The sequence below is a fragment of the Floridaenema evergladense BLCC-F167 genome (genome assembly GCF_041929205.2).
Taxonomy (GTDB): Bacteria; Cyanobacteriota; Cyanobacteriia; order Cyanobacteriales; family Aerosakkonemataceae; genus Floridanema; species Floridanema evergladense.
Map to the genome: position 1 here is coordinate 220,001 of NZ_CM171625.1, position 25,973 is coordinate 245,973.

Genomic DNA, 25,973 nt, shown 5'->3' on the forward strand with positions numbered 1-25,973 from the left:
TCTGGTCTATGGATTCAACCAGTTGTATCAAGGGTTGCCCCATTCGGATATCTCCGGCTCGATGCTTGCTGCCAGCTCCCCGGAGCGTTTCGTCGGTCACCACGTCCTTCTTCGCCTCTGCGTGCCAAGGTATCCACCGTTAGCTCTTGATAGCTTGACCTTGTAACACAAACTATTGGTAATTATCTACCTGCTACAATGTTTCCTATTTCTCTTCATCTATGCAGTTTTCTAGGTTCTCACTGGCTGATGTCGCCAGCATTCTCTTTGGTGCTTCACCAATGGAGGTGCTAACTTCATCGCAGACTCACTCGAGCTAGTCTATCATTTTCTTTTTTACTTAGACAAGTCTTTTTCCGCTTTTTTTCGCTATTTTTTTTGGTGGAGGTAAGCGGACTCGAACCGCTGACATCTGCCGTGCAAGGACAGCGCTCTACCAACTGAGCTATACCCCCACAATCACTTTGGGTTTCAGGTGGGCCATCCTGGACTTGAACCAGGGACCTCACCCTTATCAGGGGTGCGCTCTAACCACCTGAGCTAATAGCCCATTCACCCAACCTGAACATAGTTTGAAAGCCTGACCAATCTCGTTCGACCTGGGTATGACCTCATCTGTGACCTGATCACAATTTTTCTGCTCACAGTTAGGTTAGGTCTCCCTAAAAAGGAGGTGATCCAGCCACACCTTCCGGTACGGCTACCTTGTTACGACTTCACCCCAGTCATCAGCCCCACCTTCGGCATCTCCTTCCACAAGGGTTAGGATAACGACTTCGGGCGTGGCCAACTCCCATGGTGTGACGGGCGGTGTGTACAAGGCCCGGGAACGAATTCACCCCAGTATGCTGACCTGGGATTACTAGCGATTCCGCCTTCATGTAGGCGAGTTGCAGCCTACAATCTGAACTGAGCCACGGTTTCCGAGATTTGCTTGACATCGCTGTTTAGCTGCTCTTTGTCCGTCGCATTGTAGTACGTGTGTAGCCCAGGACGTAAGGGGCATGCTGACTTGACGTCATCCCCACCTTCCTCCGGTTTGTCACCGGCAGTCTCTTCAGAGTGCCCAACTCAATGCTGGCAACTAAAGACGAGGGTTGCGCTCGTTGCGGGACTTAACCCAACATCTCACGACACGAGCTGACGACAGCCATGCACCACCTGTGTTCGCGCTCCCGAAGGCACTCGAAGCTTTCACTTCGATTCGCGACATGTCAAGTCCTGGTAAGGTTCTTCGCGTTGCATCGAATTAAACCACATACTCCACCGCTTGTGCGGGCCCCCGTCAATTCCTTTGAGTTTCACACTTGCGTGCGTACTCCCCAGGCGGGATACTTAACGCGTTGGCTCCGGCACTGTGAGGGTCGATACTCACAACACCTAGTATCCATCGTTTACGGCTAGGACTACAGGGGTATCTAATCCCTTTCGCTCCCCTAGCTTTCGTCCTGTGAGTGTCAGTTGTGGTCCAGCAGAGCGCTTTCGCCACCGGTGTTCTTCCCAATCTCTACGCATTTCACCGCTACACTGGGAATTCCCTCTACCCCTACCACACTCTAGCTCTTCAGTTTCCACCGCCTGTCAGTAGTTAAGCTACTGGTTTTAACGGCAGACTTGAAGCGCCACCTACGGACGCTTTACGCCCAATAATTCCGGATAACGCTTGCATCCTCCGTATTACCGCGGCTGCTGGCACGGAGTTAGCCGATGCTGATTCCTCTGGTACCGTCAGTTCTTCTTCCCAGAGAAAAGAGGTTTACAACCCAAGAGCCTTCCTCCCTCACGCGGTCTTGCTCCGTCAGGCTTTCGCCCATTGCGGAAAATTCCCCACTGCTGCCTCCCGTAGGAGTCTGGGCCGTGTCTCAGTCCCAGTGTGGCTGGTCATCCTCTCAGACCAGCTACCGATCGTCGCCTTGGTAAGCTTTTACCCTACCAACTAGCTAATCGGACGCGAGCTCATCTTCAGGCAATTAATCTTTCACCTTCCGGCACATCGGGTATTAGCAGCGGTTTCCCTCTGTTGTCCCCATCCTGAAGCTAGATTCTCACGCGTTACTCACCCGTCCGCCACTTGTACCGAAGTACCCGTTCGACTTGCATGTGTTAAGCAGACCGCCAGCGTTCATCCTGAGCCAGGATCAAACTCTCCATTTGATTACTCTTGACTCGTATCTTTAATATTTTTCTTGACGAGCTTGGCTTTTTTTGGCTTTCAAACTATACTTTTTTCTAGGTTCGGGCGCGTCTTGAGTGCTTCACTTGCGTTTGGCTTTCTCTCGACCGCTTTACTAATCTACCAATCCCTACAGGGTTTGTCAACCGTTTGAGAAAACTTTTTTGGGGAAGGTCAGGATTGGCTTTTGGAGAGGGTTTTGAGTTAAGTTAACTCCAGAAGACTAAAAGTTACAGAGGAAAAATTAAGTGGTTAATACAACTGCTGTTTTACCGTCTTGGTTGGTTTTGGATTCTATTCTACAGAATTGGTTGTTGGAGGATTTGGGTCGGGGCGATCGCACTACGCAAAGCCTATTATCAGGACAGGTACGAGTGGGAAGGGCGGAGTGGATTGCTAAAGAAACAGGGGTGATTGCTGGATTACCCATTGCTTCTAGAGTGTTTCAGTTTATGAGTCAGCAAGTTCGCTTTGTACCAATAGTTGCGGAGGGAACTTGGTGCGAGAAAAGGGACGTGATTGCACGAATACATGGCCCTGCTGATGCCTTGTTAATGGGAGAGCGGGTGGCTTTAAATATAGTTATGCACTTGAGTGGGATTGCGACTCTGACTCGACAGTATGTAGATAAAATTGCCGATTTACCAGTGAAATTAGTCGATACTCGCAAAACTAGACCGGGTTTGCGATTATTGGAGAAGTACGCCTCGCAGCTTGGGGGTGCGGTGAATCATCGCATGGGTTTGGATGATGCAGTGATGATTAAGGATAATCATATTCAGGCGGCTGGTGGGATTGGAAATGCGATCGCCAAAATTCGCTCTCAAATTCCTTACCCATTAACTATTGAAGTGGAAACGGAAAATATCGATCAAATCAAAGAAGCGCTAGAATATGGCGCTGACATTATCATGTTAGATAATATGTCATTGGATATGATGTACCAAGCGGTAGAGATTATCCGTCAGTGTAATCAGCGAATTAAAATTGAAGCATCAGGCAATATTACTCTAGAAAATATCCGTGCTGTAGCCGAAACTGGGATAGACTATATTTCCACCAGCGCACCTGTTACTCGTTCTACTTGGTTAGATGTGAGTATGAGGCTGGATATGAATACCATGAATTAAAAGACAAATTGCTTAGGTTGCCAGCAAAAATTTCTATGAATTCTACTATTGAACAATTAAAAACAAAGTTTCAGAAAGCCTTGATTGCAGCTTTTGGCAAGGATTATGCTGAAGTAGATCCGATGTTGGTTTCTGCTAGCAATCCTAAATTTGGTGATTATCAATCCAATGCTGCGTTGGGACTTTCTAAGCAATTGAAAGAAGCACCAAGAACGATCGCACAAACCATAATTCAGCATCTTGACATAGCAGATATTTGTCTGAATCCAGAAATAGCTGGGCCTGGTTTCATTAACTTGACAATTAAACCAGAATATTTAGAAGGACAAATAAATACAATTCAAACAGATTCTCGGTTAGGAATTTCTCCAACTCCAAATCCTCAACGAGTAATTGTTGATTTTTCCAGTCCTAATATTGCCAAAGAAATGCACGTTGGACATTTACGTTCAACGATTATTGGTGATTGTATAGCTCGGATTCTGGAATTTCAAGGGCAAGATGTTCTTCGACTCAATCATGTGGGAGATTGGGGAACTCAATTTGGAATGTTAATTGCCTATTTGAGAGAAGTTTGCCCGGAAGCATTGACTACCGCTAATGCAGTTGATTTGGGGGATTTAGTCGAATTCTACCGTAAGGCTAAAAAGCGGTTTGATGAAGATGAAACTTTCCAAGAAACGGCAAGGAAAGAAGTTGTAAAATTACAATCTGGTGTAGAAGATTCGCGTCACGCATGGCAGTTACTTTGCGAACAATCACGGCGAGAATTTCAACTAATTTATGATTGGTTAGATGTCAAATTAACTGAAAGAGGCGAATCTTTTTATAATCCTTTATTGGCAGATGTTGTAGAAGATTTGACAAAGACAGGATTACTGGAGGAAGATGCAGGGGCAAAATGCGTTTTCTTAGAGGGATTTAGCAACAAAGAAGGTCAACCTTTGCCTTTAATTGTGCAAAAATCTGATGGGGGTTATAACTACGCCACTACTGATTTAGCTGCATTACGTTATCGGATTCTTCAAGATCGCGTTCAGAGAATTATTTACGTTACTGATGCCGGACAAGCTAATCATTTTGCACAGGTTTTTCAAGTGGCAAAACGTGCTGGTTGGATTCCTGATAATTTAGAGTTAGTTCATGTTCCTTTTGGGCTAGTTTTGGGTGAAGATAACAAGAAGTTAAAAACTCGTTCTGGGGACACTGTACGATTAAAAGATTTGTTGGATGAAGCGATCGATCGCGCCCGCGCCGACTTAGAAGCTAGACTAAAAAAAGATAATCGCCAAGAATCTGAAGAATTTATCGCTAATGTTGCCCAAATAATTGGTATTAGTGCGGTTAAATATGCTGACTTAAGCCAAAATCGTAATAGCAACTATGTCTTCAGTTTTGATAGAATGCTCTCTCTAGAAGGGAATACTGCACCCTATTTACTTTATGCTTATGCGCGAATTCGTAGCATTGGACGTAAGGGTAATATAGACTTTGAGCAATTACAAAAAGAAGCTAAAGTGTTATTGCAAAAAGAGGAAGAATTAGTATTAGCAAAACATTTGCTACAACTGAGCGAAATTCTCAAAATTATTGAACAAGATTTATTACCTAATCGTCTTTGTGAGTATTTGTATGAACTGAGCAAAAAGTTTAACAAATTTTATGAAGAATGTGAGGTATTGAAAGCAGAAAAAACGCAAAGAAGTTCGCGGTTAATTCTTTGCGATATAACTGCTAGAACTCTCAAATTAGGATTGTCTTTGCTGGGAATTCAAGTGTTAGAAAGGATGTAAATTATCAGGTTTGTTGCAAACACTTTAGTGTTCCTCTTGAGGAAGGAGAATGACTGAAGTCGTTACAACAAACCTATTTTAGAGGATGATTTTTTGGTATTCTTGTTCGGTGATAATATCTTTGGTAGTTTCTAGGCGATCTAAAAATACCAAACCGTCGAGATGATCGGATTCATGTTGAAAAATTCGGGCAACGAAATCAGTTAATTCTTGTTTTTCTAACTTGCCATCTCTCGTCGTATATTCAACTTCAATTGTCTGATATCTAGGAACTAAACCGCGAATTCCGGGAACGCTTAAACAACCTTCCCAATCTTTTACTACCTCTGTGGAATGTCCGATAATTCGCGGATTAATCATTGCGGTTGGAGTCATTGAGGGGGCGTTGGGATATCTGAGGGTTGGACGAGACGCAACAATAAATAAACGATACGATCGCGCTACTTGGGGTGCAGCTATCCCAACGCCGTTTTGAGCAACAGCAGTATCGATCAAATCATCAATTAGTTTTTGAATTTGTTCATCACGAACATCATCAATTGGTTGGGCTTGTTGGCGTAAGATGGGATTACCAAGTTGGGAGATTTGCAAGATTTCAGTCATGATAATTTAAGATTACTAGAAAAGTAACTAACTATTTTAAGGTTCATCTTCTGTTGTTGTAGTAGCAGGAAGCGAACTAAGCTGGACTTGTAGATTTTGAGTTTGGTTGTTACGTTGGATTTGGATTGGTAAACGATCGCCAACTTTATATTTCTCAATTTCTTCCTGTACTTGTTCGGATTTAGTGACAGTACGATTGGCAACTTTTTGAATTATATCTCCTGGCTTGATTCCTACCTTAGCTGCGGGAGAATTACTAACAGTACGAATCACTAAAACTCCGCGATCGGCAGTAATATTAATTTCCCCATTACTAGCAACTTTCAACCTTTCTTTAATTTCGGGAGTTAGATTTACCATTTGCACCCCAATAAAAGGATGTTCAACTTTACCTGTAGATATTAATTGTTGAGCAATTTGTTGAGCTTTATTAATGGGAATTGCAAAACCTAAACCTTGAGCACCACCAATAATTGCAGTATTAATGCCAACAACCTCACCACGAGAGTTTAACAAAGGTCCGCCAGAATTACCAGGATTAATAGCAGCATCTGTTTGAATAAAACCAATGCGTTTGTCGGGAACTCCTACTTGAGAACTGCTTCTTTCCGTAGCACTAATTACACCGACAGTAACAGTTTTATCTAAACCTAGAGGATTGCCAATTGCGATCGCCCATTCTCCTGGTTGTAACCTCTCTGAATTACCTAAAGCAACCGTAGGCAACTTATTAGCATTAATTTTTACTACAGCAATATCAGTTACTTTGTCTTCACCTAAAACTTTACCCGCAAAACTACGACCATCACTAAGCGTTACCTTAACTGTATCCGCGCCATCAATCACATGAGCATTTGTAAGTACTTGTCCTTCAGCATTAATCAAAAAACCCGATCCCGTTCCTTGTCGCACTCTTCGAGAAGGTGGAGGTGCGCCGAAAAATGGGCGAGAAAATGGATCTCCATACCCCTCAGCTACATCTCTCCTGACGCTGCGAGAAGAATCTATCCTTACCACTGCTGGGCCAACTTTTTCCACTGCTTCTACCACAAAGTTGGAAGTTATAGGATTTGTTTGGGAAACTGGAGAAGGAGAGTTTTGATTTTGATTATCGGATAAATCAGGTTCTCTCTTTAAAGCCGAAGGCTGAGAACAACCTGTTAAAAATGCTACCCCGGTTGCTAAGATAAGCAACACTAGCTGAATAGTTGGTTTTTTTCCCGAAAAATTGACCAATCTCATGATTTTGTCACATCAAGCATCTAATTCTTATACTGCACGAATCTGATTAACCTTGGTTAGCTTAGATCTGTCACTGTAGAGTTGTTAAGCTGAATGGCATAATTAATTTTTGCTTGTTAGCACTAGGGGAAAAGTTTGTGGACGTTCGTCTTGAGAGTCTCTGGAGTCAAGTATTGGAACGGTTGCAGGTACAATTAAGCCGCCCCACTTTTGAAACTTGGATTAAAACCGCAGCGGCTGAACAGCTGGAAAATAACTGTTTGGTGATTCGCACACCTAACCCATTTGCGCGGAATTGGCTTCAGAAGTACTATATCAAGACGATCGCAGATGTGGTACAAGACATTTTAGGTCATCCGGTAGAAATTTACTTTACTATTGACCAAGGTAAGGAAAGTGCTACTAATGGTGACTCACAAATTTTTTGGCCTCTACCAGATGAGGCAAAAACTGCGGAAATTTTTGCCGAAAATGTGGAAAGGCATCGACTAAAACCAAGTACGCTTAATCCTAAGCACGTCTTTTCTCGATTTGTAGTTGGGCCAAATAATCGCATGGCACACGCTGCATCATTAGCCGTTGCAGAATCTCCCGGAAGAGAGTTTAATCCTTTATTTCTCTGTGGTGGAGTTGGTTTAGGAAAAACTCATTTAATGCAAGCGATCGGTCATTACCGTTTAGAAATTGCCCCTGATTCTAAAATATTTTATGTTTCCACTGAGCAATTTACTAATGATTTAATTGCGGCAATTCGTAAAGATAGTATGCAAAGTTTTCGAGAACATTATCGGGCGGCTGATGTAATTTTAGTCGATGATATTCAATTTATTGAAGGTAAGGAATATACCCAAGAAGAATTTTTCCATACTTTTAATACTTTACACGAAGCTGGTAAACAAGTGGTTTTAGCTTCCGATCGCCCACCAAACCAAATCCCCCGTTTACAAGAACGACTTTGTTCTCGATTTTCTATGGGGTTAATTGCTGATATTCAAACCCCAGATTTAGAAACTAGAATGGCAATTCTGCAAAAAAAAGCCGAATATGAAAATATGCGATTGCCTCGTGATGTAATTGAATATATTGCTAGTAATTACACTTCTAATATCCGGGAATTAGAAGGTGCGTTAATTCGGGCTGTGGCTTATATGTCAATTTCTGGGTTGCCCATGACGGTGGAAAATATAGCACCAATTTTAAATCCACCAACTGAGAAAGTAATGGTAACTCCAGAAGCAGTATTAATGGTAATTACCGATGCTTTTAATGTGTCAATTGATGATTTAAAAGGTAATTCTCGCCGTAGGGAAATTAGTGTAACAAGACAAATTGGAATGTATTTAATGCGCCAACATACTGATTTGAGTTTACCTCGAATTGGTGAAGAATTCGGAGGAAAAGATCATACAACTGTGATGTATAGTTGTGACAAAATTGCCCAATTGCGAGATAAAGATCCGAGTATGGCACAAACTTTGCGGCAGTTGAGCGATCGCATAAACCTAGCAAGTCGCGGATAAGCGATCGCACAACCCAAAAATTCCAGCTAAACTGAGGGCAGGATTGCTCAACTATCTCTAGTCATGACTGTTGCCAAAGACTTAGAAATCTTCGATGACGATCTAGAATCTGATGACCTAGAGGATGTTATATTTCCTCCAGGTGACTTGCTCAGTGATGAACCACCCTTGGAAAACGAACTCCATTTACGACAATTCATCTTGTTAATTCAATGCCTGGAATGGTTATGGCGCGACAGGCAAGACTTTTATGCCTTTGGTAATCTGACAATTTACTATAGTCCCCGTCAACGCAAATCAGAGAAATTCCGAGGGCCTGACTTTTTCGTAGTTTTAGGAACTGAGCGAAAACCGCGCAAAAGTTGGGTAGTTTGGGAAGAAGATGGCAAGTATCCCAATGTAATTGTAGAGGTACTTTCTCCCAAGACGGCAAATATTGACCGGGGTTTGAAGAAACAGCTGTACCAGGATACGTTTCGGACACCCGATTATTTTTGGTTTGACCCTAAAACGCTTGAATTCAAAGGGTTTCATCTAGTTGATGGACGATATCAAGAACTCGTCCCAAACGAACAAGGGAGGTTGTGGAGCGAGCAGTTGGGATTGTGGTTAGGGGTTCATGAGTCAATGCTGCGCTTGTTTACAAGAGAAGGAGAATTAATCCCCGCACCGGAAGAAGTTGTAGAGCAAGAACGCCAACTTAAGGAACAGGAACGCCAACTTAAGGAACAAGCGGAGCAACGGGCTGAACGCCTAGCTCAGAAGTTGCGAGAATTGAATATCGATCCAATGGATTTATAGGTTGGCGATCGCTCCACCGCCACAGATCATATCAATTTTATTCCTGGGCTGTTAAAAAATCACGCTAAACTCGCCCATATATTATTCTGGAGAAAATTTAGGAAAAAGTCGGGATGTCAGACTAAAAAGCTTTGAGTATAAATACTCTGTGGAAAACTTAGGGGTTTTTTCCACAAGTTTTCCACAGAATCATAAATCTGAAAAATAGAGATGACAAATATCTTTAGGGTTTTTCCACATTTTCCACAGGTTAAACAGAGAATTGTTAATAAACTATATAAAAATACATGAGTAGTGTAAGTATTTTTACTCAATTAACCAGAGCAGCAACAATCAGCCAAAAATGATAGGATCTCGTTCTGAGCAAAGTTTCCCTAACGACGATGAAATTCATTTGTTCTCAAAATGACCTTAACACCCACCTTTCCTTAGTCAGTCGTGCAGTTCCCTCGCGCCCGACGCATCCAGTGTTAGCAAATGTTTTGTTGACAGCAGACAGCGAAACGCAGCGAGTCAGCTTGACTGGATTTGATTTAACTTTGGGGATTAAAACTAGCTTTGCGGCAGAAGTAGCGGAAGATGGAATTATTACGCTACCAGCTAAGTTGCTAAACGATATTGTTTCCCGTTTACCGGATGGTGAGATTACCGTAAGTGATGATGAGGGACTTGCGATCGCAACTTTAACCTGTGCTTCTGGAAGTTACCAAGTCCGAGGAATGAGTGCAGAAGAATTTCCCGAATTACCCTCTATTGAAGATGCCCAAACTGTTAGTTTATCCGGGGAAACTTTAATCGAAGGTTTACATGGTACTCTATTTGCTACTAGTGCAGATGAAACTAAACAAATATTAACCGGAGTCCATTTAAAGTTTGACAATGAAGGTTTAGAATTTGCTGCTACTGATGGTCATAGGTTAGCAATGGTTGAGACTTTTAATCAATCGGAAGCAGCAGCAGATATAGATGATGAAGATTTAGATTTAAGTGCTACAGTTCCCGCTAGAGCTTTGGGAGAATTAGAAAGAATTTTGCGATCGCGACAATCAGCAAATTCTGAATCTCCCGAACAACTTGTTTCTCTCCATTTTGGTCAAGGTCAAGTAGTTTTTGAATGGCTGGAACAACGCATTACTTCTCGCTTACTTGAGGGACAATATCCCGCTTATCGTCAGTTATTACCTCAAGGATTTACTAAGTCTTTAACTGTGGAAAGAAAGCAGTTTTTGAGCGTTTTGGAACGGATTTCGGTTTTAACAGATCCGAAAAATCAAATTGTGAAGGCTACTTTGAATAGTGGTAATCAGCAAATGACTTTATCTATTGAAGCTAAAGATGTAGGTAGTGGAAGAGAAACTATTCCAATTCAGTTTTCTGGTGACACTATGGAGATTGCTTTCAATGTGAAATATTTGATGGAAAGTTTGCGGAATATTAGTACTCAGGAAGTACAAATGCAGTTGAATATTGCTACTAGTCCGGTGGTTTTACAACCGTTGGGAGGTGCAAAAGCTACTCATTTGATTATGCCTGTGCAATTGCGAAATTAGTGGCAAGTTAGAGGTTTTAGAGGTTTCTAAAATCTCTAATTTATAGCAGTTTTATTGGATGTGGGACAAAAATTTTTTGAACCACGAAGGCACGAAGGACAGGAAGGAAAGAGGAAGAGAAGTAGTTTTATATGAGTGGTAAGGTGATTGAAATACTTTCGGCGGAAGAAGTAAGACGCACTGTTAACCGCATGACTTCTCAAGTGGTGGAAAGGTGTCTTGATTTGTCTAAGTTGGCTTTGTTGGGGATTTATACTAGGGGTGTGCCTCTGGCGCATTTGATGGCAAAGCAAATTAATTTGTTGGAACAAATAGAAGTGCCTGTTGGTGCTTTGGATATTACTTTTTATCGAGACGATCTTGATCGCATTGGTATGCGAACTCCTTTAAAAACTGATATTCCTTTTGATGTTTCGGGAAAGACGATCGTACTTGTAGATGATGTAATTTATAAGGGGCGAACTGTTCGCGCTGCACTAAATGCTGTGATTGAATATGGTAGACCAGAATCAATTTTTTTGGCGGTGTTGGTAGACAGGGGACATCGAGAATTACCTATTCAACCTGATTTTACTGGGAAACAATTGCCAACTGCTAAAGATGAACAGGTAAAAGTTTATTTGCAAGAATTGGATGGTAAAGATGGTGTAGAGTTAATTAAACCTTAAAGTAAGGCAAAAATTTTAACATAAATAAGAATTATAATTAATAAGACTGCTGTCCTATATCAAATAGATTAAATAGATTTATGGCAGAAACTCAGGTACGGAAAGCAGACCATTTACGAATCTGTCTGGAAGAATCTGTACAATTTCAGCAAACTACTAATGGTCTGGAAAAATATAAGTTTACTCACTGTTGTTTACCAGAAATTAATCGCGATGAAATAGATTTGACAACTAGTTTTTTGGGTAAGAAGTTAGCTGCACCTTTGCTAATCTCTTCGATGACCGGAGGGACAGAATTTGCGGGGGAAATTAATCAGCGTTTGGCAAAAATAGCGCAACATTATAATATTGCAATGGGTGTAGGCTCCCAAAGGGTAGCAGTGGAAGATCCGCAGGTGGGGAAAACTTTTGCAGTCCGATCGCACGCCCCAGATGCACTTTTGTTCGCTAACTTGGGAGCCGTACAATTAAACTATGAATATGGCATCGATCAATGCGAAAAAGTCATCGATTTATTAGCAGCAGATGCGCTAATTTTACATTTAAACCCCTTGCAAGAATGCGTCCAAACGCGAGGAGATACTAACTTTAGGGGATTGTTAGCCAAAATTGCTAAGTTGTGTAAAAAATTGCCCGTACCTGTGATCGCCAAAGAAGTGGGAAATGGGATTTCAGGAGAAATGGCACAAAAGTTAATTGATGCGGGTGTAGCTGCGATCGATGTAGCAGGCGCAGGTGGTACTTCTTGGGCAAAAGTGGAAAGCGAAAGGGCACAAGATGCAATGCAGCGACGTTTGGGGCGAACTTTCACCGATTGGGGCATTCCTACGGCAGAATGTATTGTGAACGTTCGTGAAGTTGCGCCTGACGTGCCGTTAATCGCTTCTGGAGGCTTGCGCGATGGCTTGGAGGTGGCGAAAGCGATCGCGATCGGCGCAGATCTCGCAGGTCTAGCAATGCCGTTTTTACAAGCTGCGGCTGTCTCAGAAGCAGCTTTACACGAACTAGTGCAAGTGTTAATCGCAGAAATCACCACAGTGTTGTTTTGCACAGGTAACGCCACTCTCAAAGATTTGAAACACTCAAAATCCCTAAAAAGATTAGGATAGTTGTTAGTAGTTGGTAGTTAGTAGTTGGTAGCAAAACAACTAACTACTAACAACTAACGACTAATCACTAACAATTGACAACTAAAATGCGTGATTTCTTCAAATACACCTTTGCCAGTTTCCTCGGTATCCTGATTTTCTTTGGTCTATGTACAGGAGGATTAATTTTCTTGCTGATTTCGGCAGCAATAAAAGATACAGGGCCACAAGTGAAAGATAAATCAGTTTTAGTTTTTGATTTATCTACCAGAATTACTGATACTAATCCTGGCTCAGGTACAGGTGAATTGTTGCAAAAAGCTGTATCAGGAGAAAGAGACAATTCACTGACTCTCCGTACAGTTTTAAAAACAATTAATAAAGCAGCAATAGATCGACGAATTGTAGCTATTTATTTGGATGGTAATGGAGAATCAGAAGGAGGAATTTCTGGTTTTGCTACTCTTAAAGAAGTCAGAAGAGCACTAGAAAACTTTAAAGCTACTGGGAAAAAGATTATTGCCTATAATGTAGACTGGGATGAGCCTAATTATTATTTAGCTTCAGTAGCAAACACCCTCATAGTTAATCCATTGGGTGGTGTAGAAATTAATGGTCTACGTTCAGAAACCATGTTTCTCAGCGGTGCTTTAGAGAAATATGGTGTAGGAATACAAATACTTCGGGTTGGTAAGTACAAGTCAGCTGTAGAACCACTTATTCTCAAAGAATTTAGTTCAGAAAATCGTCAACAAACCCAAAGATTGTTGAATGATATTTGGGGTGATTATCGTGCCACAGTTGGTAAAAGTCGCCAATTAACTCCGCAACAAATTCAGGCGATCGCAGACAGTAAAGGTTTACTATTACCAAATGAAGCCCAAAAAAGCCGCTTAGTAGATAAAGTAGCTTATTATGACCAGGTAGTAACTGACTTAAAAAAACTAACTGGTAGTGATGAAGAGGAAGAAGAAAAAACTTTCCGCCAAATTAGTTTGAACACTTATGCCAGAGTTCCTGATGCCGAAGTCGGTCAAGAACGCTCATCAAAAAATAAAATTGCCATTGTTTATGCAGAAGGAGAAATTGTCAGCGGAGAAGGCACTTTAAGGCAGGTAGGAGGCGATCGCCTTGCCAGACAACTCCGCCAACTGCGACAAAATAAAGATGTCAAAGCAGTAATTTTACGGGTGAATAGTCCCGGTGGAAGTGCCAGCGCTTCCGAGATTATTCAAAGAGAAGTAAAATTAACTCGTCAAGTCAAACCAGTAGTAGTTTCAATGGGGAATTATGCTGCTTCTGGTGGTTATTGGATTTCCACTTATGCCAACCGCATTTTTGCTGAACCAAACACAGTTACTGGTTCTATTGGTGTATTTGGACTGTTACCAAACCTGCAAAAGTTAGCTAACAATAATGGCGTAACTTGGGATGTGGTGAAGACGGGGCGTTTCGCTGATTCCCAAACAGTTTCTCGTCCGAAAACCCCGGAAGAATTGGCAGTTTTTCAAACCTCAGTTAACCAAATCTACTATCAGTTTATTGGCAAAGTTGCTGATTCTCGCAAGTTACCACCTACCAGAGTTCAAGAAATTGCCCAAGGCAGAGTTTGGTCAGGCTTTGCAGCAAAACAAATTGGGTTAGTTGATCAACTTGGTGGCATCAATGAAGCTGTTAAATATGCAGCTAAAGAAGCCAAATTAGGTGATGATTGGGAGCTAAAACAATTTAGTAGGAGTGGTTCTTTAGAAGAACGAATTTTGAAAAATCTGTTTAGCTATGCTCCTGGTATTTCTAATGAAGAACAGCCTGTAAATACAGTAATGAAGTTTGGCCCGTTTGCACAAACTTATCAACAGTTGCAGGGAGAATTACAAGTTTTAGTAAATCTCAACGATCCGCTTAATGTTTATGCTCGATTGCCTTACAATATGCGGATCGATTAGTTAGTTAAGAGGTAGTGGGTAGTTGGTAATTGGTAGTTGGTAATCCACACACTACCAATCACCTAAAATTATATTTTTTTAATTAGATAGGCACAACGTCGATCGCCCTGCAAAATATGTTCTACTCTTTGAATAGAAACGTTAGTGCCTAATAACGCACGAAAAACTTCCAATTCAGAACGGCATAATAATTCACAACTACTAGCTGCCGATCGCACAGGACAGTGATTTTCGACCAACAATAAAGCATCATCGGGTTGAGGAATTACTTCCGTCATGTAGCCTTCCCGATCGCGCAAATGGGCGATCGCTTTTACCTTTTGAGTCCAATCTTTATCATTAGCAATCTCAACACTTCTAGCACTGTAAGCTTGAATTTGTCGTCCCGCACGTTCTGCCAAAAGTTTTTCTAATCCAGAACTGCCAAAAACTGTTTCCACTCCTCGCAACAAATCAACCATTAAATCCGCGTGACTATCGGGAAACTGGCTGGTAGAATGTTCTGTCAAATGCCAAAGCTTAACCGGACGACCTTGGGGGCGACGTTCTTCGTAGTATGTCACTAATTTTTCCGCACGTAGCACTTGTAAATGTTGCCGGACAGCCATTGGCGATACTCCTAGTTGTTTGGCAATGGTGGTGGCAGTTTGTGACCCCTGCATTTTTAAGCAGTAAAGGATTTGATCTTTGGATTTTTGTCGTTCCTCCATGTGCTCAACCGGAGATTTATCAGATTTGCTTATATTAAAACGGTTTTTCACTGTTGTAACTTTAGATTTGCTAATAAAAGAACGATAACATTTATCGCTTTTAAGGGCAGAATATATTAAGCCGATTAGACAAGTAGTTTTCAAAATTACATCTTTCTATGGATAGAAAAAAGCAACGCCCCCAAATTAAAAAAGTTAATCGCTTCTTCTTATATATTTTGGCTTGTAGTACGGTTGGTGTGGTACTGGGGGGAACTGCAAGCTGGGCGGAAAGCAATCGCTGTTGGTTAGCTGATTCTCCCAGCAAACAGTGCATAACTCAAACTCCTCTGATGTCAACTATCCAAGGTATGAGTACCGGGTTGATTGCCGGACTGGGTGCTGGACTTGGTGCGACTTGGCAAATGAAGCGTGATGACTAGTGTTAAAAACTGTAGTTGCGATCGCTTTTCGCACTGGTGGTTTTAGTGAGGAATAATTGTCTAGTGCGATCGCAATTTACAACGATCCAGTTAATTGGCGGTGATAGTGCGATCGATCACCCTTGGCTAAAATGGCTTGATAGTGGCTGCTGAAAGTTTAAGTGATCATCAGGTGATTACTGGTTTGGAAATTACTCTTTTAGAAGCCGCTTTGTGGCGCAGTTGAGAAAAGAATAATGGTAATGTTTGTGCTTGGTTCTTGGCCTAGTGGCCAATTCTGCAAGACCTATAGAGGTTGACTTTCATCAAATTTTAATGATAACTGTTGTGGAAAATTAGCACCTTTCTGCCTATTAGCATCTGGATATGTTACCTGGATATTATCGATTGTATCTGAACCCCCTATTGCCAAGGGTATAATATGGTCGAAATGTAATTCATCTCCATAATATATAGGTGCATTTGTCAAGGCACAACGATTTCCTTGACTTTTAATTAGTAATTTCTTTTCTTCCTCTGTTAATCGTAGCCGTCTATCTTCTTTGGTATAGTCGCTTTTCATTATTTCTAATCTTTCGTTAAATCCCTTCATAATTATTTCAGGATCAGCTTTGCTTGGGTTCTTCATGTAAATGAATATTTCCTTTAAAAGCTGTTTAATTTTTTTCCTATGAAACTTAGCCATTTGATAGTTTAAGTCAGAAAGAATATACCAAAGCATATAAAAATCTTGAAACCTTCTTACAAGAACTTGCAATTCTCGGCCTGCATCGAAGATTGAATTAAGTTCATTTCCCAGGAAATTATTCAGATCACCATTATCTATATCTCTATCAAGTAGGATTAATTTTAATACCCTAATAAAACTCTCTATATGCTTAATGCTTTCTCGAAATAATTGAAGGGATTCTATATCTGTAGAAGCACTCTGAAGAAGTTTTGTAACGTCTCGCTTATCCTTAATCCGTGCATTTATTGAATTATTCCTCAAGTGTATGTCAAGAACACCAACAGATTTGCCTTTGCCACTTGTTTTATGATAATCAATATAAACTAGCAAAGTATATAGCTCTTCATTTAACATCCTATCCCCATAATCATTTTTACCGCGAGTGATATAGAACCAGCTTTTGTGCTTAGATGTATTCTTCTTTATTTCATCAATCAAATCTTTCTTGACCCAAGCATTCCACATTTCAAAAGAATTTTCAGGAATGGGAAATGGCTTATTATTTAGCCTGATAAACAAATCGACTGGCTGGAACTGAGGATTGGCTTTTTCATTAATTTCAACAACCAAAAGTGGGAAATCATATATTTTGTCTTGTAAATTAATGTCCAACTCTTCAAATTTTTTCTTTTCTAATTGTCTAAGAATTCTCAATTGTCTCATGGCAAACCTATCATTCTTAGATTTTTGTTCATTACCTTGCTCATCCACATAAGACCCTCCTGTAAAAGCAAGTATTGAGAGAAGTCTCTGTTGGCCATCAATAACTTCCCAAACTCCATCACTTCGACTAAAGATGAATATTGGTGGTAATTGAATCCCAAGTAAAATACTTTCGATCAGAGCAGATGCTTTTGGAATATTAATAACTTCAGATCTTTGGTAAGGTGGGCGTAGAAGAAGCCTCTTTTTTCTAAGTTTTGAAAAGAAGTCATCAATTGTTACTCTTTGAGGGTCGGGTTTTGTTGTCCTTAGAGTGTCTAGTTGGTTTACCTTAACCAAAGTGGCATCTTGATTGTAGTCGTTTATTTTTGGCTTCCCACCTCCAAGATAGTTGCTAAAATTAATATTTAATTTTTCACTAAAGAAGTCAGCTATCGTTTGATATCTCAAAAGTGTAGGGGTATAAAAATGTGAACCTTCAGGAGTAAAGTTGTCTAAATTTTTAGCAATTAAATCTGCAAAATCATCAGAAAAAATAGTTTCTTCATTTAAGTGAACATTCTCCTTTTCTAAAACTGATAATGCCCACAATAAACACTCACAAACCAAGCGATTAGATTCTACGGATCTTTTCGCTAGAAAACAATTAATTTTATTTACAAGTATAATCTTTTTGAAAAATTTACTACTCACCTCTCTTGGTTCAGAGTTTGAAGATATAAACTCATATAATTTATCAATAGTTTCTGCCCTAGACTGGCTGGAAGCATAACTCCTAATAGGAAGCATAGCAAGAATTAACTGTTTACGCACAAAGGGCAATATTTTCTGAATTTTAGATTTATCATTATCCTCTATTTTGGCAGGTTTCAAGAAAAGCTGATACGTTATTTCTGTTAACTCTACATTTTTATTTAACATTTCTTTAAAATGCTTAGTTACTGGGTCATTTAAATAAGTTGCATTATCAAGTTCTGTTTTTTTGAGAGGAGTTATACCAGAGTTGTACCTCGAAAAAATTTCTTTTTTGATTTTATCTTCTAAATCATTATCTAATTTTGGTTCATTCACTACGGTAAATTCAAACACTCTTAATGTAGAGTCGAGAAAGATATCTTGAATTTCATTACTTAAATCATCAAATGCTTTTTTGTTGAGATCTTTAAGCTCATGTAAACCTTTTTCAGTGAGTTTTAAGTCCTTCTTGAGAAAGCGAAGAATTGTCTCAAATCTTTGTCTACCGTCAATTACCTCCTTGATAGAACCATTGTCAAATAGTATGATTGGAGGAATTTCAGTTCCCAGCAGAATGCTTTCTATGAAAAAAGTTGCTTTTTCGGGATTCCAAACGTAATTTCTTTGATAGTAAGGGTCATACTTAATTTTATTGAGGCTTCTTTCCCTAAATAAACTTTCTATACTTTGTGAATAAGTAGTAATCTTAAGTTGAGATGAAAAAATTCTATCAAAATCCTCTTGCTTCAGGAATATGTTATCCATATACTGTCACTCCCATATTTTTTGATAAAGATGGTGCATACATCATAAGTAAATACTTAATAAGCGCTACCTGTGACTAAGACAGACAAAAGATTAAAATTGGCTAAGTTCATAACTGCGATTATGTACTTGTAGTTCAAACTTTCCTACAGTGGAACATTATACCATAGTTAGTAATGCCCATCGGTTGCTCTCTTCCTTGCCCTTGTGAACCCCTGCTAAATCAATAGAGTGAGCTCATACTTGTGCTAGGCTTTATTAAGCATAAAACCAAATACTTTTTGTAATCATTGATGCTTTTAAAAATATTAAGATTGCTAGATTACTAGATAATAAATAGATTTTTTACAGTAACGTATATATTACTTTGGGTCAAGCGATCGCACATACTAAAATTTAAACATTAGCATTTGCAGGAATATTCCTATGTCTGTACAAGAACTCATAGAACAGGCTTTCAAGCTATCAGCGAACGATCGCCTCACACTTGTCAGCGCCATCATTCAATCTTTGCAAATTTCTGCACGGGAGGAAGATTGGCAATATTTAGTAGCACGTCCTCATCCCTGGCGACGGCAACTTTATATTAAAGGGCGCAAACTTCTAGCTTCAACTGTTTGGCAAGATGCGATCGCTAATCAGATGTCGAAAGAACAAGCCGCCGAAAATTGGGACTTACCCCTACCTGCTATTTACGAAGTAATTCGTTATTGTGAAACTCACCAAGAATTAATTAAGTTAGAGTCCGACGAAGAACGCTACCGCTTGGAAGAAAAAGGAGTCTCACTTGAGCCTATCATTGCTTCTTGATGAAGATTCACAGGCAAAATATTTAGTCAATTTACTTCGGGTAGCAGGTCATGATGTGCTTACTGTTAATGAAGCGGATTTAATGAGTCGAGAGGATTCAGCTGTACTCGACTATGCCAGAATACAAGAAAGAGTGCTACTAACCCGTAACTGTAGTGACTTTCAAGAACTTCATCAAGCTAATCCAGTGCATCCCGGTATCTTGGCTGTGTTTCAAGACCCCAATCCGGTTAAAAACATGAGCTACCAAGCGATTATACAGGCGATCGCTAACCTTGAAGCAGCAAACTATGCCATTGAAAATCAGTTTGTTATTCTCAACCAATGGAACTATTAAGCTCAACCAATTAAGATGAAATTTTCTAATACGGCATTTTGCCGTAAAATAAAGAAAACTACCACCATTAGTTCGCCATGCCAAGAACTAGCCGATCGCAACCATCAGCCAGATTAGAAGCGCGTGTCAGCCCAGAAATTAAAGCTATTTGGCAAAAAGCGGCTGATTTAGAAGGACTTACCTTGACAGATTTTGTCATCGCCAGCGTTCAAGCAGCAGCTTCTCAAGTGATTGAACAGCACCAAACTCTCAAACTTAACTTGGAAGATAGCGAAGCTTTTGTCAATGCTTTGCTCAATCCTCCGTCGCCTAATGAAGCACTGAAAACAGCGGCTTTGCGTTATAAACAAGTAATGGAAAATGGCACTAACGATCGAACTACTTGATAGCCGCAAACATAAGCGATCAAGTTTCTCTTGCGGAGAAGAAAGCCTTGATAATTACATCCGTAAACAAGCTTCTCAAGATCTCAAAATGAGAGTGGCATTGGTATTTGTTTTAAGTGATTCTCCGAATACAGATGTTATTTCTCAGTTCTACTAGCATTTGGTAAACAGAACTGAACAATTAAGTGCGATCGATCTCCCTTGGCTAAAATCGCTGAATAAGTACATAGGTGTTATTAGGTTGGTGCATTGTCAAGATGGAACTTTTGTTGTTTCACGTACAAATTCAAGAAAATTAATTATTTCTTGAATAAACGGAGCTTTGCGTAAAATATCAATATCTTCATTAGATAATCGAGCAATAATTTCTAATGGGGATATATGATTGCTTGGTTCTGATTCAGAAAGCAATTGACCTAAAGCTTCTTTAGGTTTAAAAACTGCTAAATCAAGTAAATTTTGAGGAGGGCTGTATCCTAGTAGCCGTGAAAGAAAGATGGCATCTTGAAAAAATATAGTTTCCATTTCAGGCACCGCAAGCACTACTTTAACTGGTGTGTTAATAGCTACGCTTTCAACTATTTCCTCAATATCTTTGAGGCGTTCTTGAACTAATTCTGGTACTACTGAATCTGCATCAACTACAATGATAACTGGTACTTGCCGACGCACCACTAGAGATCGCGCAAGTGACTTAACAGCAGATACTCCACCAGCCGAAACCACTGGCACATCATTGAGTAATTTTTTTGGCAGTACAGTTTTAAGTAATTCTGCATCGAAAGGCCCTTCGCAAACAATGTAAGCTATCATGGGATATATCTCTCTCTAACGTTGTAATCAGGCTGTACATCTTCTATATATGCACGATATTTCAGGACTAATATTTCAGAGATATTTTCATTATCTAACGCATATTTTATATCTTCTCCATTCCACAGCAGGATTGCCTGTGGAATGGAGAAGCATGATAGTATAAGTGCTGGATTTGTAAAGCCAGTTCGACTGAAAACTAATCCAACTGTACCTGCGGGACGACGTAAAAGTTGATTGCGGAGTTTAGCAATAGGATCGATATTAACTGGTTTTCTGTCTGCAAAGTCTTTGCTTTCAACTAAACAAGAAAGTCCAGAACAATGGACAACACCATCAATTTGTTCAACTTCTTCCCCAAAAAGGTTCACTCTGTAAGGCCATCTTACCGCTGCACCATCAAGTTGAAATGCTCGTAGAACCAGGTACTCAAAAGCTTTCCCCGGTTCCCATCCTGGGGTGTTGCGATTCTCGATGTTATCCCATAGCGTTCTTAACCCATCCCATTGCAGTGATGTAATCATACTTTCGTATTCTGCTGCTGTCGCCAATTTTAATCCTCCAACAAAACGGTTTTCACTTATCTGTTTAGCTCTATCCGATTTAAAAACAACAGACTGAGCTTGACTAGAATTATCTAACTATTTATTTTGCCCTATGTGGAAGCATTACTGGATACAGATTCAACGGTTAACTTAGATCTTGCATCGCCTTGGGTTTGGTATTATTGCGACTATGACTAAATTTTAGCGTTATTTGTTGATTACTTCTTTTTCACTTTCATTGCTCTTGATTCTACTGTAAATTCTGGAATGTCTTGCAATTTTTTTTCACTCAAACTATATTGCTCGCAAACTAAACTTAAACGAGTTCCAGAAGATTTTACCGCATTTACAGAATGGGTTAAATCTCCTTGAAAATAAACCAATGTGTTAACTTGGGGTTTAATTTGTCCGACTTGTTGTTTATGATTTCGTAGTACTAATTCTCCTCCTTGCAAATTTTCTGGTACTTGTACGTAAAGTACGCTGACACACATTGGCGGTTCAATGGTTTTGCAGTACGATCGGAGAGAGCGATCGATATGTGGATCGACACGCGAACCTTCCTGAAGTAGCAACGGATTCAGGTAAAAAGCATTACATGAAGGCTCTAAGGCTCGGTCTAAATAAGGTTTAAAAAAGGGGAATTTTTGTTCAACTTCGGCAATTTCTGACCGATGAAACACTACTGAAAAACCTTTAGTACCAATGAAATCACGGTTGAGGTTGTTGACGGCGAAATAAGGACAAGCGAGAATTTCTCCTCGCAAATCGCTGAGGTAATTGAGTGAAAAAGCGTTAGGATGTTTTTGATAGTAATTCACGGGTATTGGCTGAAAGTTCAGGGCTATAAAAGTAGATTTTTTCCAAGTTTAGTTTACAACAGTTTATTATATAGTAGCGATCGGTGCGATCGTAGTTAATATTTTAACAAATGCAACAGCGAGTCAATATGCAAAATCAAAACCTGAATCTTCCAATTATGGGCTGTGGAACTTGGGCGTGGGGAAATCGTCTGCTTTGGGGATATGAACCCAGCATGGATAATCAATTGCAACAAGTTTTTAACTTTTGTGTTAGTAACGGCGTGACTTTATTTGATACCGGAGATTCTTACGGAACTGGTAAGTTAAATGGTCGCAGCGAGACGCTTTTAGGAAAGTTTTCTCAAACCTATTCTGGCATCAATCAAGAAAATATTTGTATTGCTACTAAATTAGCTGCTTATCCTTGGAGATTAACTCGTCAATCAATGGTTAATGCTGGTAAAGCTTCGGCAAAACGTTTAGGAAGAAATATAGATTTGGTGCAAATGCACTGGTCTACAGCTAATTATTTCCCTTGGCAAGAATGGGCGCTTTTGGATGGTTTAGCTGACCTTTATGAACAAGGATTAGTTAAAGGAGTTGGCTTATCTAATTACGGTTCAAAACGACTGAAAAAGGTACATCAGCGATTTGCCGATCGAGGAATTCCAATTACTAGTTTACAAGTGCAATATTCATTACTATCAACTTATCCTATTACTGAATTGGGATTAAAAGATGTTTGTGATGAATTGGGAATTAAATTAATTGCTTATAGTCCTTTAGCTTTGGGTTTATTGACGGGGAAATATTCCCAAAAAACGGCTTTACCTAAAGGAATTCGCAGGTTAGCTTTTAGTCAAATATTACCAGGAATTCAACCGCTTTTAGATTGTTTAAGAGAAATTGCTGAAAGTAGAAATAAAACCATGTCACAAATAGCACTTAATTGGTGTATTTGTAAAGGAACTATTCCCATTCCTGGGGCAAAGTCTGTGGAACAAGCAAAGGATAATTTTGGTGCTTTAGGTTGGCAACTTGATGCTAACGAAGTTGCAGAACTTGACAAAGCTGCTGCTAACACTAATAAAAAAATGGTACAAAACATCTTTCAAACCAAGTAAATTTATTTACTATTTCTTTCTTAATCTTTTCTTTATTTTGCTCTGCTATTTTTTGCTTGTACTCTAATACTTAAACTTTCAGTTTGAGGTGGTTAAATATGGCACAACAATATTTTACTGATAGTGAATGGTCAATGTTGATGCAAGCGCCTTGGCAAGCAATTGCAGCATTGGTTTTAGCTGATAAAACCGATCCGGTTTCTTTTCTAAAAGAACTCCGGGCGGCGTTGGAGATTATGGTTACGGAACAACAACGGGAAGATATTACAAATGATTTAGTCAAATCATTAGTTGCTTCTTTAAACCAAGCTGACGCAAAGAGAGGTTTGGAAGGTGAAGCATTAATGTTACAAAAACAGACAGAATTGCTGTCATATCTTCAGAATTTGGATAATGCTTCTCAAGGCCGTCAGCAAGCTTTAACCTATTTTGAAGAAGTGGCAAAGATTTTAGCAGCCAAAGTGACACCGATGCAAGCAGGAGAATTCAAGAACTGGATTTTGTCGATCGCACGCCGAGTTGCAGAAGCAGTTCGGGAAAAAGGTTTCTTCGGTGTAGGGACTAGCAATGAAGAAATGTCTATGATAAGAAAGTTGGAAGAAACGTTGACAATTAAGGTATAGATATAGGTGTTACCAAATTGTCGCTCATATTAACATGATGGATTTCTGTTGCTAATAACAAGGAGTGCTTAATGATTGGATTTTTGATTTCGGTTGTAGTGCTTGCGGTTAGTTTATTAATTATCTCAAAGCTACCTACGGGCGTTGAGGTAGACAACCCTTGGATTGCTTTAATTGCGGGAGCAATTATTGGTGCATTCAGCGGAATTTGGGGTATATTCCCAAATTGGTTTAGAGCTACAACAGCTGTTGTTAGCATCGGTTTGATTCCTCTAATTGGCAGTATTATTGTCTTTGGTTTAGCTGCTTGGTTAGTTGAGGGATTTCGTTTACGTTGGGGAATTGGTAGTGCGATTATCGGCGCGATCGCATTAAGTATTGTTAACTCAATTCTCTGGTATATTTTGCGAGCGGTCGGAATTGTTGCCTAATCCAATTTGGTAATATTTGACAGGGAACAGCAACTTAATGCCAAAAAACAAACTGTTCCCTTTATCAATTTTTTTATTAAAGAACAGCGATCGTTTTTTCCCAAGTGAATTCCTTCTTGAGAAATAGGTTTTTATAGATTCTCGATCGTTCTCAAACAACTAATATTGAAAATTAAGTCTGGTTAACGTAGCTCGTCAAGTTAATGGAGCAACTGTTGTAGAAACTAATCAAGTTGCGATCGGATAATTAACCCTAAATATCCCCAACTTTTTCAAAAAGTCGGGGATATTTTCCGATTAGAAATGACGGCGAAACCGAGGATCGAAATGATGTTTTTTTCGCTGATTGCAATTACAACATAACGTTTGTAAATTACTAATATCATTAGATCCACCAGTAGCAAGAGGAATAATGTGATCGATGCTTAACTCAGTCTCAGCACTAGTTTTTCCACAACTCTGACATTGATATTTATCCCGTTGAAAAACATATTTCCTAACTTCTGGAGGAATAGGAATTCTAGGAGTTTTACTCATCTTATCAACCATTACAATAAATGTAAGTAGTAAGTACTTTAATGCTTCAGTGCTTCAGCACTTACTACTTACTCTTACTAACTATTATCATTCATCATTCGTCTTAAATCATCAAGAGGTGATTCCGGTTCATTAGTTTCTGGTTCTTCAGGTTCAAATTCTAAAGTAACTCTTACTCGAATTTTTCCCTTTTGCCAACCTTTAGCACCAACTTTTAAAGCTTCAGCATCTAAACCATCAACAAACAATTTCTGTGTTACAACTAAATTTTCTAATATTACTCCTTTGTCTCGTAAAGCATAAAATAGTGAATGGGGTAGCCTGTTTTGGTCATTGGTTGCAAACTCCATAGCCGTTTTTAATTGACCAACTTTGTATAGACCATTTGAAAGTTGAATAACATCATCATCGCTAAAATTTGGCAAATAGTAATTGTATTCCATGTTAATCTCCTGAACTTGTAATTGTCCTATTTACTATTCTCATTCATCATCCGTCTTAAATCGTCAAGTGGCGATTCTGGTTCGATTATTTCTGGAGTATCTGGACAAAACTTTAAGATAACTTTTATGTCCATAATTTCAGAACGTTTGACGTTTGCTTCCCGCAGTTTGTCATCCATCTTTTTAGCCTCTACATATCGCAATTTCTCTTGATCTAGGGGAGGTAAAAATTTTAAAACAACCTGTATTGTAAGTTTACCCTTTTGCCAATTTTGAGCACCAAGCCTTAAAACTTCACAATCTATTCCCTCACTTGGCGAACATTTCCAATTAATTTCATTGAACAGACCATAAATTAACTTTAATTTTGAATAATGCTCCAAACGTAAGTCCATTCGACCGTAATTGAAAGAATCTCTAGCAAACTGAGAAAATCTTTGCCAAATTTCCTCTTTAAGTTGACCAACTTTCAACATTTTGTCTTGTTCAAAGGAAACTACATCATCATCTCTGTCTAGTAGCTGAAATTTATTACTCATAATCACCATCAAATTGTTTCAGTAAAAAGGTCATTATTTTAGG

General features: G+C 39.6%; 25 protein-coding genes, 2 tRNA genes and 2 rRNA genes (1 of these 29 cut by a window edge). 15 read left to right on the forward strand and 14 right to left on the reverse strand.

Translation table 11 applies throughout. The annotated features are described in order from the left end of the window. The 4 genes from ACE1CA_RS00970 to ACE1CA_RS00985 all read right to left on the reverse strand — a co-directional run. Nucleotides 1–160: ribosomal RNA gene (locus tag ACE1CA_RS00970) — 23S ribosomal RNA — on the reverse strand (it extends 2,721 nt beyond the left edge of the window). Nucleotides 161–379: 219 nt separating this feature from the next. Next, nucleotides 380–455, reverse strand: a tRNA-Ala gene (locus ACE1CA_RS00975). A 21-nt stretch (nt 456–476) separates the two neighbouring features. Further along, a tRNA-Ile gene (locus ACE1CA_RS00980) sits at nt 477–550 on the reverse strand. A 116-nt stretch (nt 551–666) separates the two neighbouring features. Continuing rightward, nucleotides 667–2,154, reverse strand: a 16S ribosomal RNA gene (locus ACE1CA_RS00985). The 16S and 23S rRNA genes sit together here with 2 tRNA genes alongside, the layout of an rRNA operon. Before the next feature lie 267 nt (nt 2,155–2,421). Here ACE1CA_RS00985 and nadC point away from each other — a divergent pair. Both nadC and argS read left to right on the forward strand, forming a co-directional pair. Beyond that, on the forward strand, nt 2,422–3,303 hold the full coding sequence (gene nadC, locus ACE1CA_RS00990) for a carboxylating nicotinate-nucleotide diphosphorylase (RefSeq protein ID WP_413277825.1): 882 nt from the start codon (nt 2,422–2,424) through the stop codon (nt 3,301–3,303). Nucleotides 3,304–3,338: 35 nt separating this feature from the next. Then, nucleotides 3,339–5,096, forward strand: a complete 1,758-nt coding sequence (gene argS, locus ACE1CA_RS00995; RefSeq protein ID WP_413277824.1) for an arginine--tRNA ligase — start codon at nt 3,339–3,341, stop codon at nt 5,094–5,096. 78 nt (nt 5,097–5,174) lie between these two features. Here the strand turns inward: argS and def are convergent, their stop codons facing one another. Together def and ACE1CA_RS01005 are read right to left on the reverse strand one after the other, a co-directional pair. Further along, on the reverse strand, nt 5,175–5,699 hold the full coding sequence (gene def / locus ACE1CA_RS01000; protein ID WP_413277823.1) for a peptide deformylase: 525 nt from the start codon (nt 5,697–5,699) through the stop codon (nt 5,175–5,177). A gap of 36 nt (nt 5,700–5,735) precedes the next feature. Further along, complete coding sequence (locus ACE1CA_RS01005) at nt 5,736–6,941, reverse strand: HhoA/HhoB/HtrA family serine endopeptidase (protein WP_413277822.1); 1,206 nt, start codon at nt 6,939–6,941, stop codon at nt 5,736–5,738. 137 nt (nt 6,942–7,078) lie between these two features. On the opposite strand from ACE1CA_RS01005, the gene dnaA reads away from it, so the two are divergent. The 6 genes from dnaA (at nt 7,079) to sppA (ending at nt 14,514) form a co-directional block, all read left to right on the forward strand. Then, nucleotides 7,079–8,461: a chromosomal replication initiator protein DnaA gene (dnaA, locus tag ACE1CA_RS01010; protein ID WP_413277821.1), complete on the forward strand. Its 1,383-nt coding sequence runs from the start codon at nt 7,079–7,081 to the stop codon at nt 8,459–8,461. A 63-nt stretch (nt 8,462–8,524) separates the two neighbouring features. Continuing rightward, on the forward strand, nt 8,525–9,262 hold the full coding sequence (locus ACE1CA_RS01015) for a Uma2 family endonuclease (RefSeq protein WP_413277820.1): 738 nt from the start codon (nt 8,525–8,527) through the stop codon (nt 9,260–9,262). Between the two features lie 383 nt (nt 9,263–9,645). Beyond that, a complete protein-coding gene (gene dnaN / locus ACE1CA_RS01020; protein ID WP_413277819.1) occupies nt 9,646–10,812 on the forward strand; it encodes a DNA polymerase III subunit beta in 1,167 nt (388 codons plus the stop codon). Nucleotides 10,813–10,943: 131 nt separating this feature from the next. After that, on the forward strand, nt 10,944–11,480 hold the full coding sequence (gene pyrR, locus ACE1CA_RS01025) for a bifunctional pyr operon transcriptional regulator/uracil phosphoribosyltransferase PyrR (RefSeq protein ID WP_413277818.1): 537 nt from the start codon (nt 10,944–10,946) through the stop codon (nt 11,478–11,480). 80 nt (nt 11,481–11,560) lie between these two features. Beyond that, nucleotides 11,561–12,589 (forward strand): type 2 isopentenyl-diphosphate Delta-isomerase, encoded by a 1,029-nt coding sequence (fni, locus tag ACE1CA_RS01030; RefSeq protein ID WP_413277817.1) that lies wholly within the window; start codon nt 11,561–11,563, stop codon nt 12,587–12,589. An 86-nt stretch (nt 12,590–12,675) separates the two neighbouring features. Beyond that, nucleotides 12,676–14,514, forward strand: a complete 1,839-nt coding sequence (sppA, locus tag ACE1CA_RS01035) for a signal peptide peptidase SppA (protein WP_413277816.1) — start codon at nt 12,676–12,678, stop codon at nt 14,512–14,514. 68 nt (nt 14,515–14,582) lie between these two features. Here sppA and ACE1CA_RS01040 read toward each other — a convergent pair whose 3' ends face one another. Next, complete coding sequence (locus ACE1CA_RS01040) at nt 14,583–15,275, reverse strand: helix-turn-helix transcriptional regulator (protein WP_413277815.1); 693 nt, start codon at nt 15,273–15,275, stop codon at nt 14,583–14,585. Between the two features lie 107 nt (nt 15,276–15,382). Here ACE1CA_RS01040 and ACE1CA_RS01045 point away from each other — a divergent pair, with 107 nt between their 5' ends. Next, on the forward strand, nt 15,383–15,646 hold the full coding sequence (locus tag ACE1CA_RS01045) for a hypothetical protein (protein WP_413277814.1): 264 nt from the start codon (nt 15,383–15,385) through the stop codon (nt 15,644–15,646). A gap of 286 nt (nt 15,647–15,932) precedes the next feature. Here ACE1CA_RS01045 and ACE1CA_RS01050 read toward each other — a convergent pair whose 3' ends face one another. Then, complete coding sequence (locus ACE1CA_RS01050) at nt 15,933–18,539, reverse strand: GmrSD restriction endonuclease domain-containing protein (RefSeq protein ID WP_413277813.1); 2,607 nt, start codon at nt 18,537–18,539, stop codon at nt 15,933–15,935. Between the two features lie 426 nt (nt 18,540–18,965). Between ACE1CA_RS01050 and ACE1CA_RS01055 the strand changes: the two genes are divergently transcribed. The 3 genes from ACE1CA_RS01055 (at nt 18,966) to ACE1CA_RS01065 (ending at nt 20,072) form a co-directional block, all read left to right on the forward strand. Next, on the forward strand, nt 18,966–19,349 hold the full coding sequence (locus tag ACE1CA_RS01055) for a hypothetical protein (protein ID WP_413277812.1): 384 nt from the start codon (nt 18,966–18,968) through the stop codon (nt 19,347–19,349). Continuing rightward, nucleotides 19,327–19,686 carry a DUF5615 family PIN-like protein gene (locus tag ACE1CA_RS01060; RefSeq protein ID WP_413277811.1) on the forward strand — a complete coding sequence of 120 codons (360 nt, stop codon included), beginning with the start codon at nt 19,327–19,329 and terminating at the stop codon, nt 19,684–19,686. The genes ACE1CA_RS01055 and ACE1CA_RS01060 overlap by 23 nt, the downstream gene beginning before the upstream one ends. Nucleotides 19,687–19,763: 77 nt before the next feature. Next, entirely contained in the window at nt 19,764–20,072 is a 309-nt protein-coding gene (locus ACE1CA_RS01065; protein WP_413277810.1) for a type II toxin-antitoxin system TacA family antitoxin, read from the forward strand. 252 nt (nt 20,073–20,324) lie between these two features. Here ACE1CA_RS01065 and ACE1CA_RS01070 read toward each other — a convergent pair whose 3' ends face one another. The 3 genes from ACE1CA_RS01070 to ACE1CA_RS01080 form a co-directional block, all read right to left on the reverse strand. After that, complete coding sequence (locus ACE1CA_RS01070) at nt 20,325–20,885, reverse strand: toprim domain-containing protein (protein ID WP_413277809.1); 561 nt, start codon at nt 20,883–20,885, stop codon at nt 20,325–20,327. Then, entirely contained in the window at nt 20,882–21,436 is a 555-nt protein-coding gene (locus ACE1CA_RS01075) for a hypothetical protein (RefSeq protein WP_413277808.1), read from the reverse strand. Before ACE1CA_RS01075 ends, ACE1CA_RS01070 begins: the two co-directional genes overlap by 4 nt. A gap of 212 nt (nt 21,437–21,648) precedes the next feature. After that, entirely contained in the window at nt 21,649–22,251 is a 603-nt protein-coding gene (locus ACE1CA_RS01080) for a 2OG-Fe(II) oxygenase (protein ID WP_413277807.1), read from the reverse strand. A 110-nt stretch (nt 22,252–22,361) separates the two neighbouring features. Here ACE1CA_RS01080 and ACE1CA_RS01085 point away from each other — a divergent pair, with 110 nt between their 5' ends. The 3 genes from ACE1CA_RS01085 to ACE1CA_RS01095 all read left to right on the forward strand — a co-directional run bounded on the left by ACE1CA_RS01085 (nt 22,362) and on the right by ACE1CA_RS01095 (nt 24,411). Beyond that, nucleotides 22,362–23,357 (forward strand): aldo/keto reductase, encoded by a 996-nt coding sequence (locus ACE1CA_RS01085; RefSeq protein WP_486517606.1) that lies wholly within the window; start codon nt 22,362–22,364, stop codon nt 23,355–23,357. Between the two features lie 98 nt (nt 23,358–23,455). Then, nucleotides 23,456–23,980: a hypothetical protein gene (locus tag ACE1CA_RS01090; protein ID WP_413277805.1), complete on the forward strand. Its 525-nt coding sequence runs from the start codon at nt 23,456–23,458 to the stop codon at nt 23,978–23,980. Nucleotides 23,981–24,051: 71 nt separating this feature from the next. Beyond that, the gene (locus tag ACE1CA_RS01095; protein WP_413277804.1) at nt 24,052–24,411 is read left to right on the forward strand and encodes a phage holin family protein; all 360 of its coding nucleotides are present in this window, start codon (nt 24,052–24,054) and stop codon (nt 24,409–24,411) included. A gap of 297 nt (nt 24,412–24,708) precedes the next feature. On the opposite strand, the gene ACE1CA_RS01100 is transcribed toward ACE1CA_RS01095, so the two are convergent. The 3 genes from ACE1CA_RS01100 to ACE1CA_RS01110 all read right to left on the reverse strand — a co-directional run bounded on the left by ACE1CA_RS01100 (nt 24,709) and on the right by ACE1CA_RS01110 (nt 25,930). Beyond that, nucleotides 24,709–24,948: an HNH endonuclease gene (locus ACE1CA_RS01100; protein ID WP_413277803.1), complete on the reverse strand. Its 240-nt coding sequence runs from the start codon at nt 24,946–24,948 to the stop codon at nt 24,709–24,711. 77 nt (nt 24,949–25,025) lie between these two features. Continuing rightward, a complete protein-coding gene (locus ACE1CA_RS01105; protein WP_413277802.1) occupies nt 25,026–25,391 on the reverse strand; it encodes a KGK domain-containing protein in 366 nt (121 codons plus the stop codon). A gap of 26 nt (nt 25,392–25,417) precedes the next feature. After that, nucleotides 25,418–25,930 carry a KGK domain-containing protein gene (locus ACE1CA_RS01110; RefSeq protein ID WP_413277801.1) on the reverse strand — a complete coding sequence of 171 codons (513 nt, stop codon included), beginning with the start codon at nt 25,928–25,930 and terminating at the stop codon, nt 25,418–25,420. Nucleotides 25,931–25,973: the final 43 nt, after the last annotated feature.

What these genes read in the sequence shown, in the direction of transcription:
- argS (WP_413277824.1), top strand. Translation starts at nt 3,339, where the DNA reads ATGAATTCTACTATTGAACAATTAAAAACAAAGTTTCAGAAAGCCTTG.
- def (WP_413277823.1), bottom strand. Translation starts at nt 5,699, where the DNA reads ATGACTGAAATCTTGCAAATCTCCCAACTTGGTAATCCCATCTTACGC.
- ACE1CA_RS01005 (WP_413277822.1), bottom strand. Translation starts at nt 6,941, where the DNA reads ATGAGATTGGTCAATTTTTCGGGAAAAAAACCAACTATTCAGCTAGTG.
- ACE1CA_RS01015 (WP_413277820.1), top strand. Translation starts at nt 8,525, where the DNA reads ATGACTGTTGCCAAAGACTTAGAAATCTTCGATGACGATCTAGAATCT.
- dnaN (WP_413277819.1), top strand. Translation starts at nt 9,646, where the DNA reads ATGAAATTCATTTGTTCTCAAAATGACCTTAACACCCACCTTTCCTTA.
- pyrR (WP_413277818.1), top strand. Translation starts at nt 10,944, where the DNA reads ATGAGTGGTAAGGTGATTGAAATACTTTCGGCGGAAGAAGTAAGACGC.
- fni (WP_413277817.1), top strand. Translation starts at nt 11,561, where the DNA reads ATGGCAGAAACTCAGGTACGGAAAGCAGACCATTTACGAATCTGTCTG.
- sppA (WP_413277816.1), top strand. Translation starts at nt 12,676, where the DNA reads ATGCGTGATTTCTTCAAATACACCTTTGCCAGTTTCCTCGGTATCCTG.
- ACE1CA_RS01045 (WP_413277814.1), top strand. Translation starts at nt 15,383, where the DNA reads ATGGATAGAAAAAAGCAACGCCCCCAAATTAAAAAAGTTAATCGCTTC.
- ACE1CA_RS01050 (WP_413277813.1), bottom strand. Translation starts at nt 18,539, where the DNA reads ATGGATAACATATTCCTGAAGCAAGAGGATTTTGATAGAATTTTTTCA.
- ACE1CA_RS01055 (WP_413277812.1), top strand. Translation starts at nt 18,966, where the DNA reads ATGTCTGTACAAGAACTCATAGAACAGGCTTTCAAGCTATCAGCGAAC.
- ACE1CA_RS01065 (WP_413277810.1), top strand. Translation starts at nt 19,764, where the DNA reads ATGCCAAGAACTAGCCGATCGCAACCATCAGCCAGATTAGAAGCGCGT.
- ACE1CA_RS01070 (WP_413277809.1), bottom strand. Translation starts at nt 20,885, where the DNA reads ATGATAGCTTACATTGTTTGCGAAGGGCCTTTCGATGCAGAATTACTT.
- ACE1CA_RS01085 (WP_486517606.1), top strand. Translation starts at nt 22,362, where the DNA reads ATGCAACAGCGAGTCAATATGCAAAATCAAAACCTGAATCTTCCAATT.
- ACE1CA_RS01090 (WP_413277805.1), top strand. Translation starts at nt 23,456, where the DNA reads ATGGCACAACAATATTTTACTGATAGTGAATGGTCAATGTTGATGCAA.
- ACE1CA_RS01095 (WP_413277804.1), top strand. Translation starts at nt 24,052, where the DNA reads ATGATTGGATTTTTGATTTCGGTTGTAGTGCTTGCGGTTAGTTTATTA.
- ACE1CA_RS01100 (WP_413277803.1), bottom strand. Translation starts at nt 24,948, where the DNA reads ATGAGTAAAACTCCTAGAATTCCTATTCCTCCAGAAGTTAGGAAATAT.
- ACE1CA_RS01105 (WP_413277802.1), bottom strand. Translation starts at nt 25,391, where the DNA reads ATGGAATACAATTACTATTTGCCAAATTTTAGCGATGATGATGTTATT.
- ACE1CA_RS01110 (WP_413277801.1), bottom strand. Translation starts at nt 25,930, where the DNA reads ATGAGTAATAAATTTCAGCTACTAGACAGAGATGATGATGTAGTTTCC.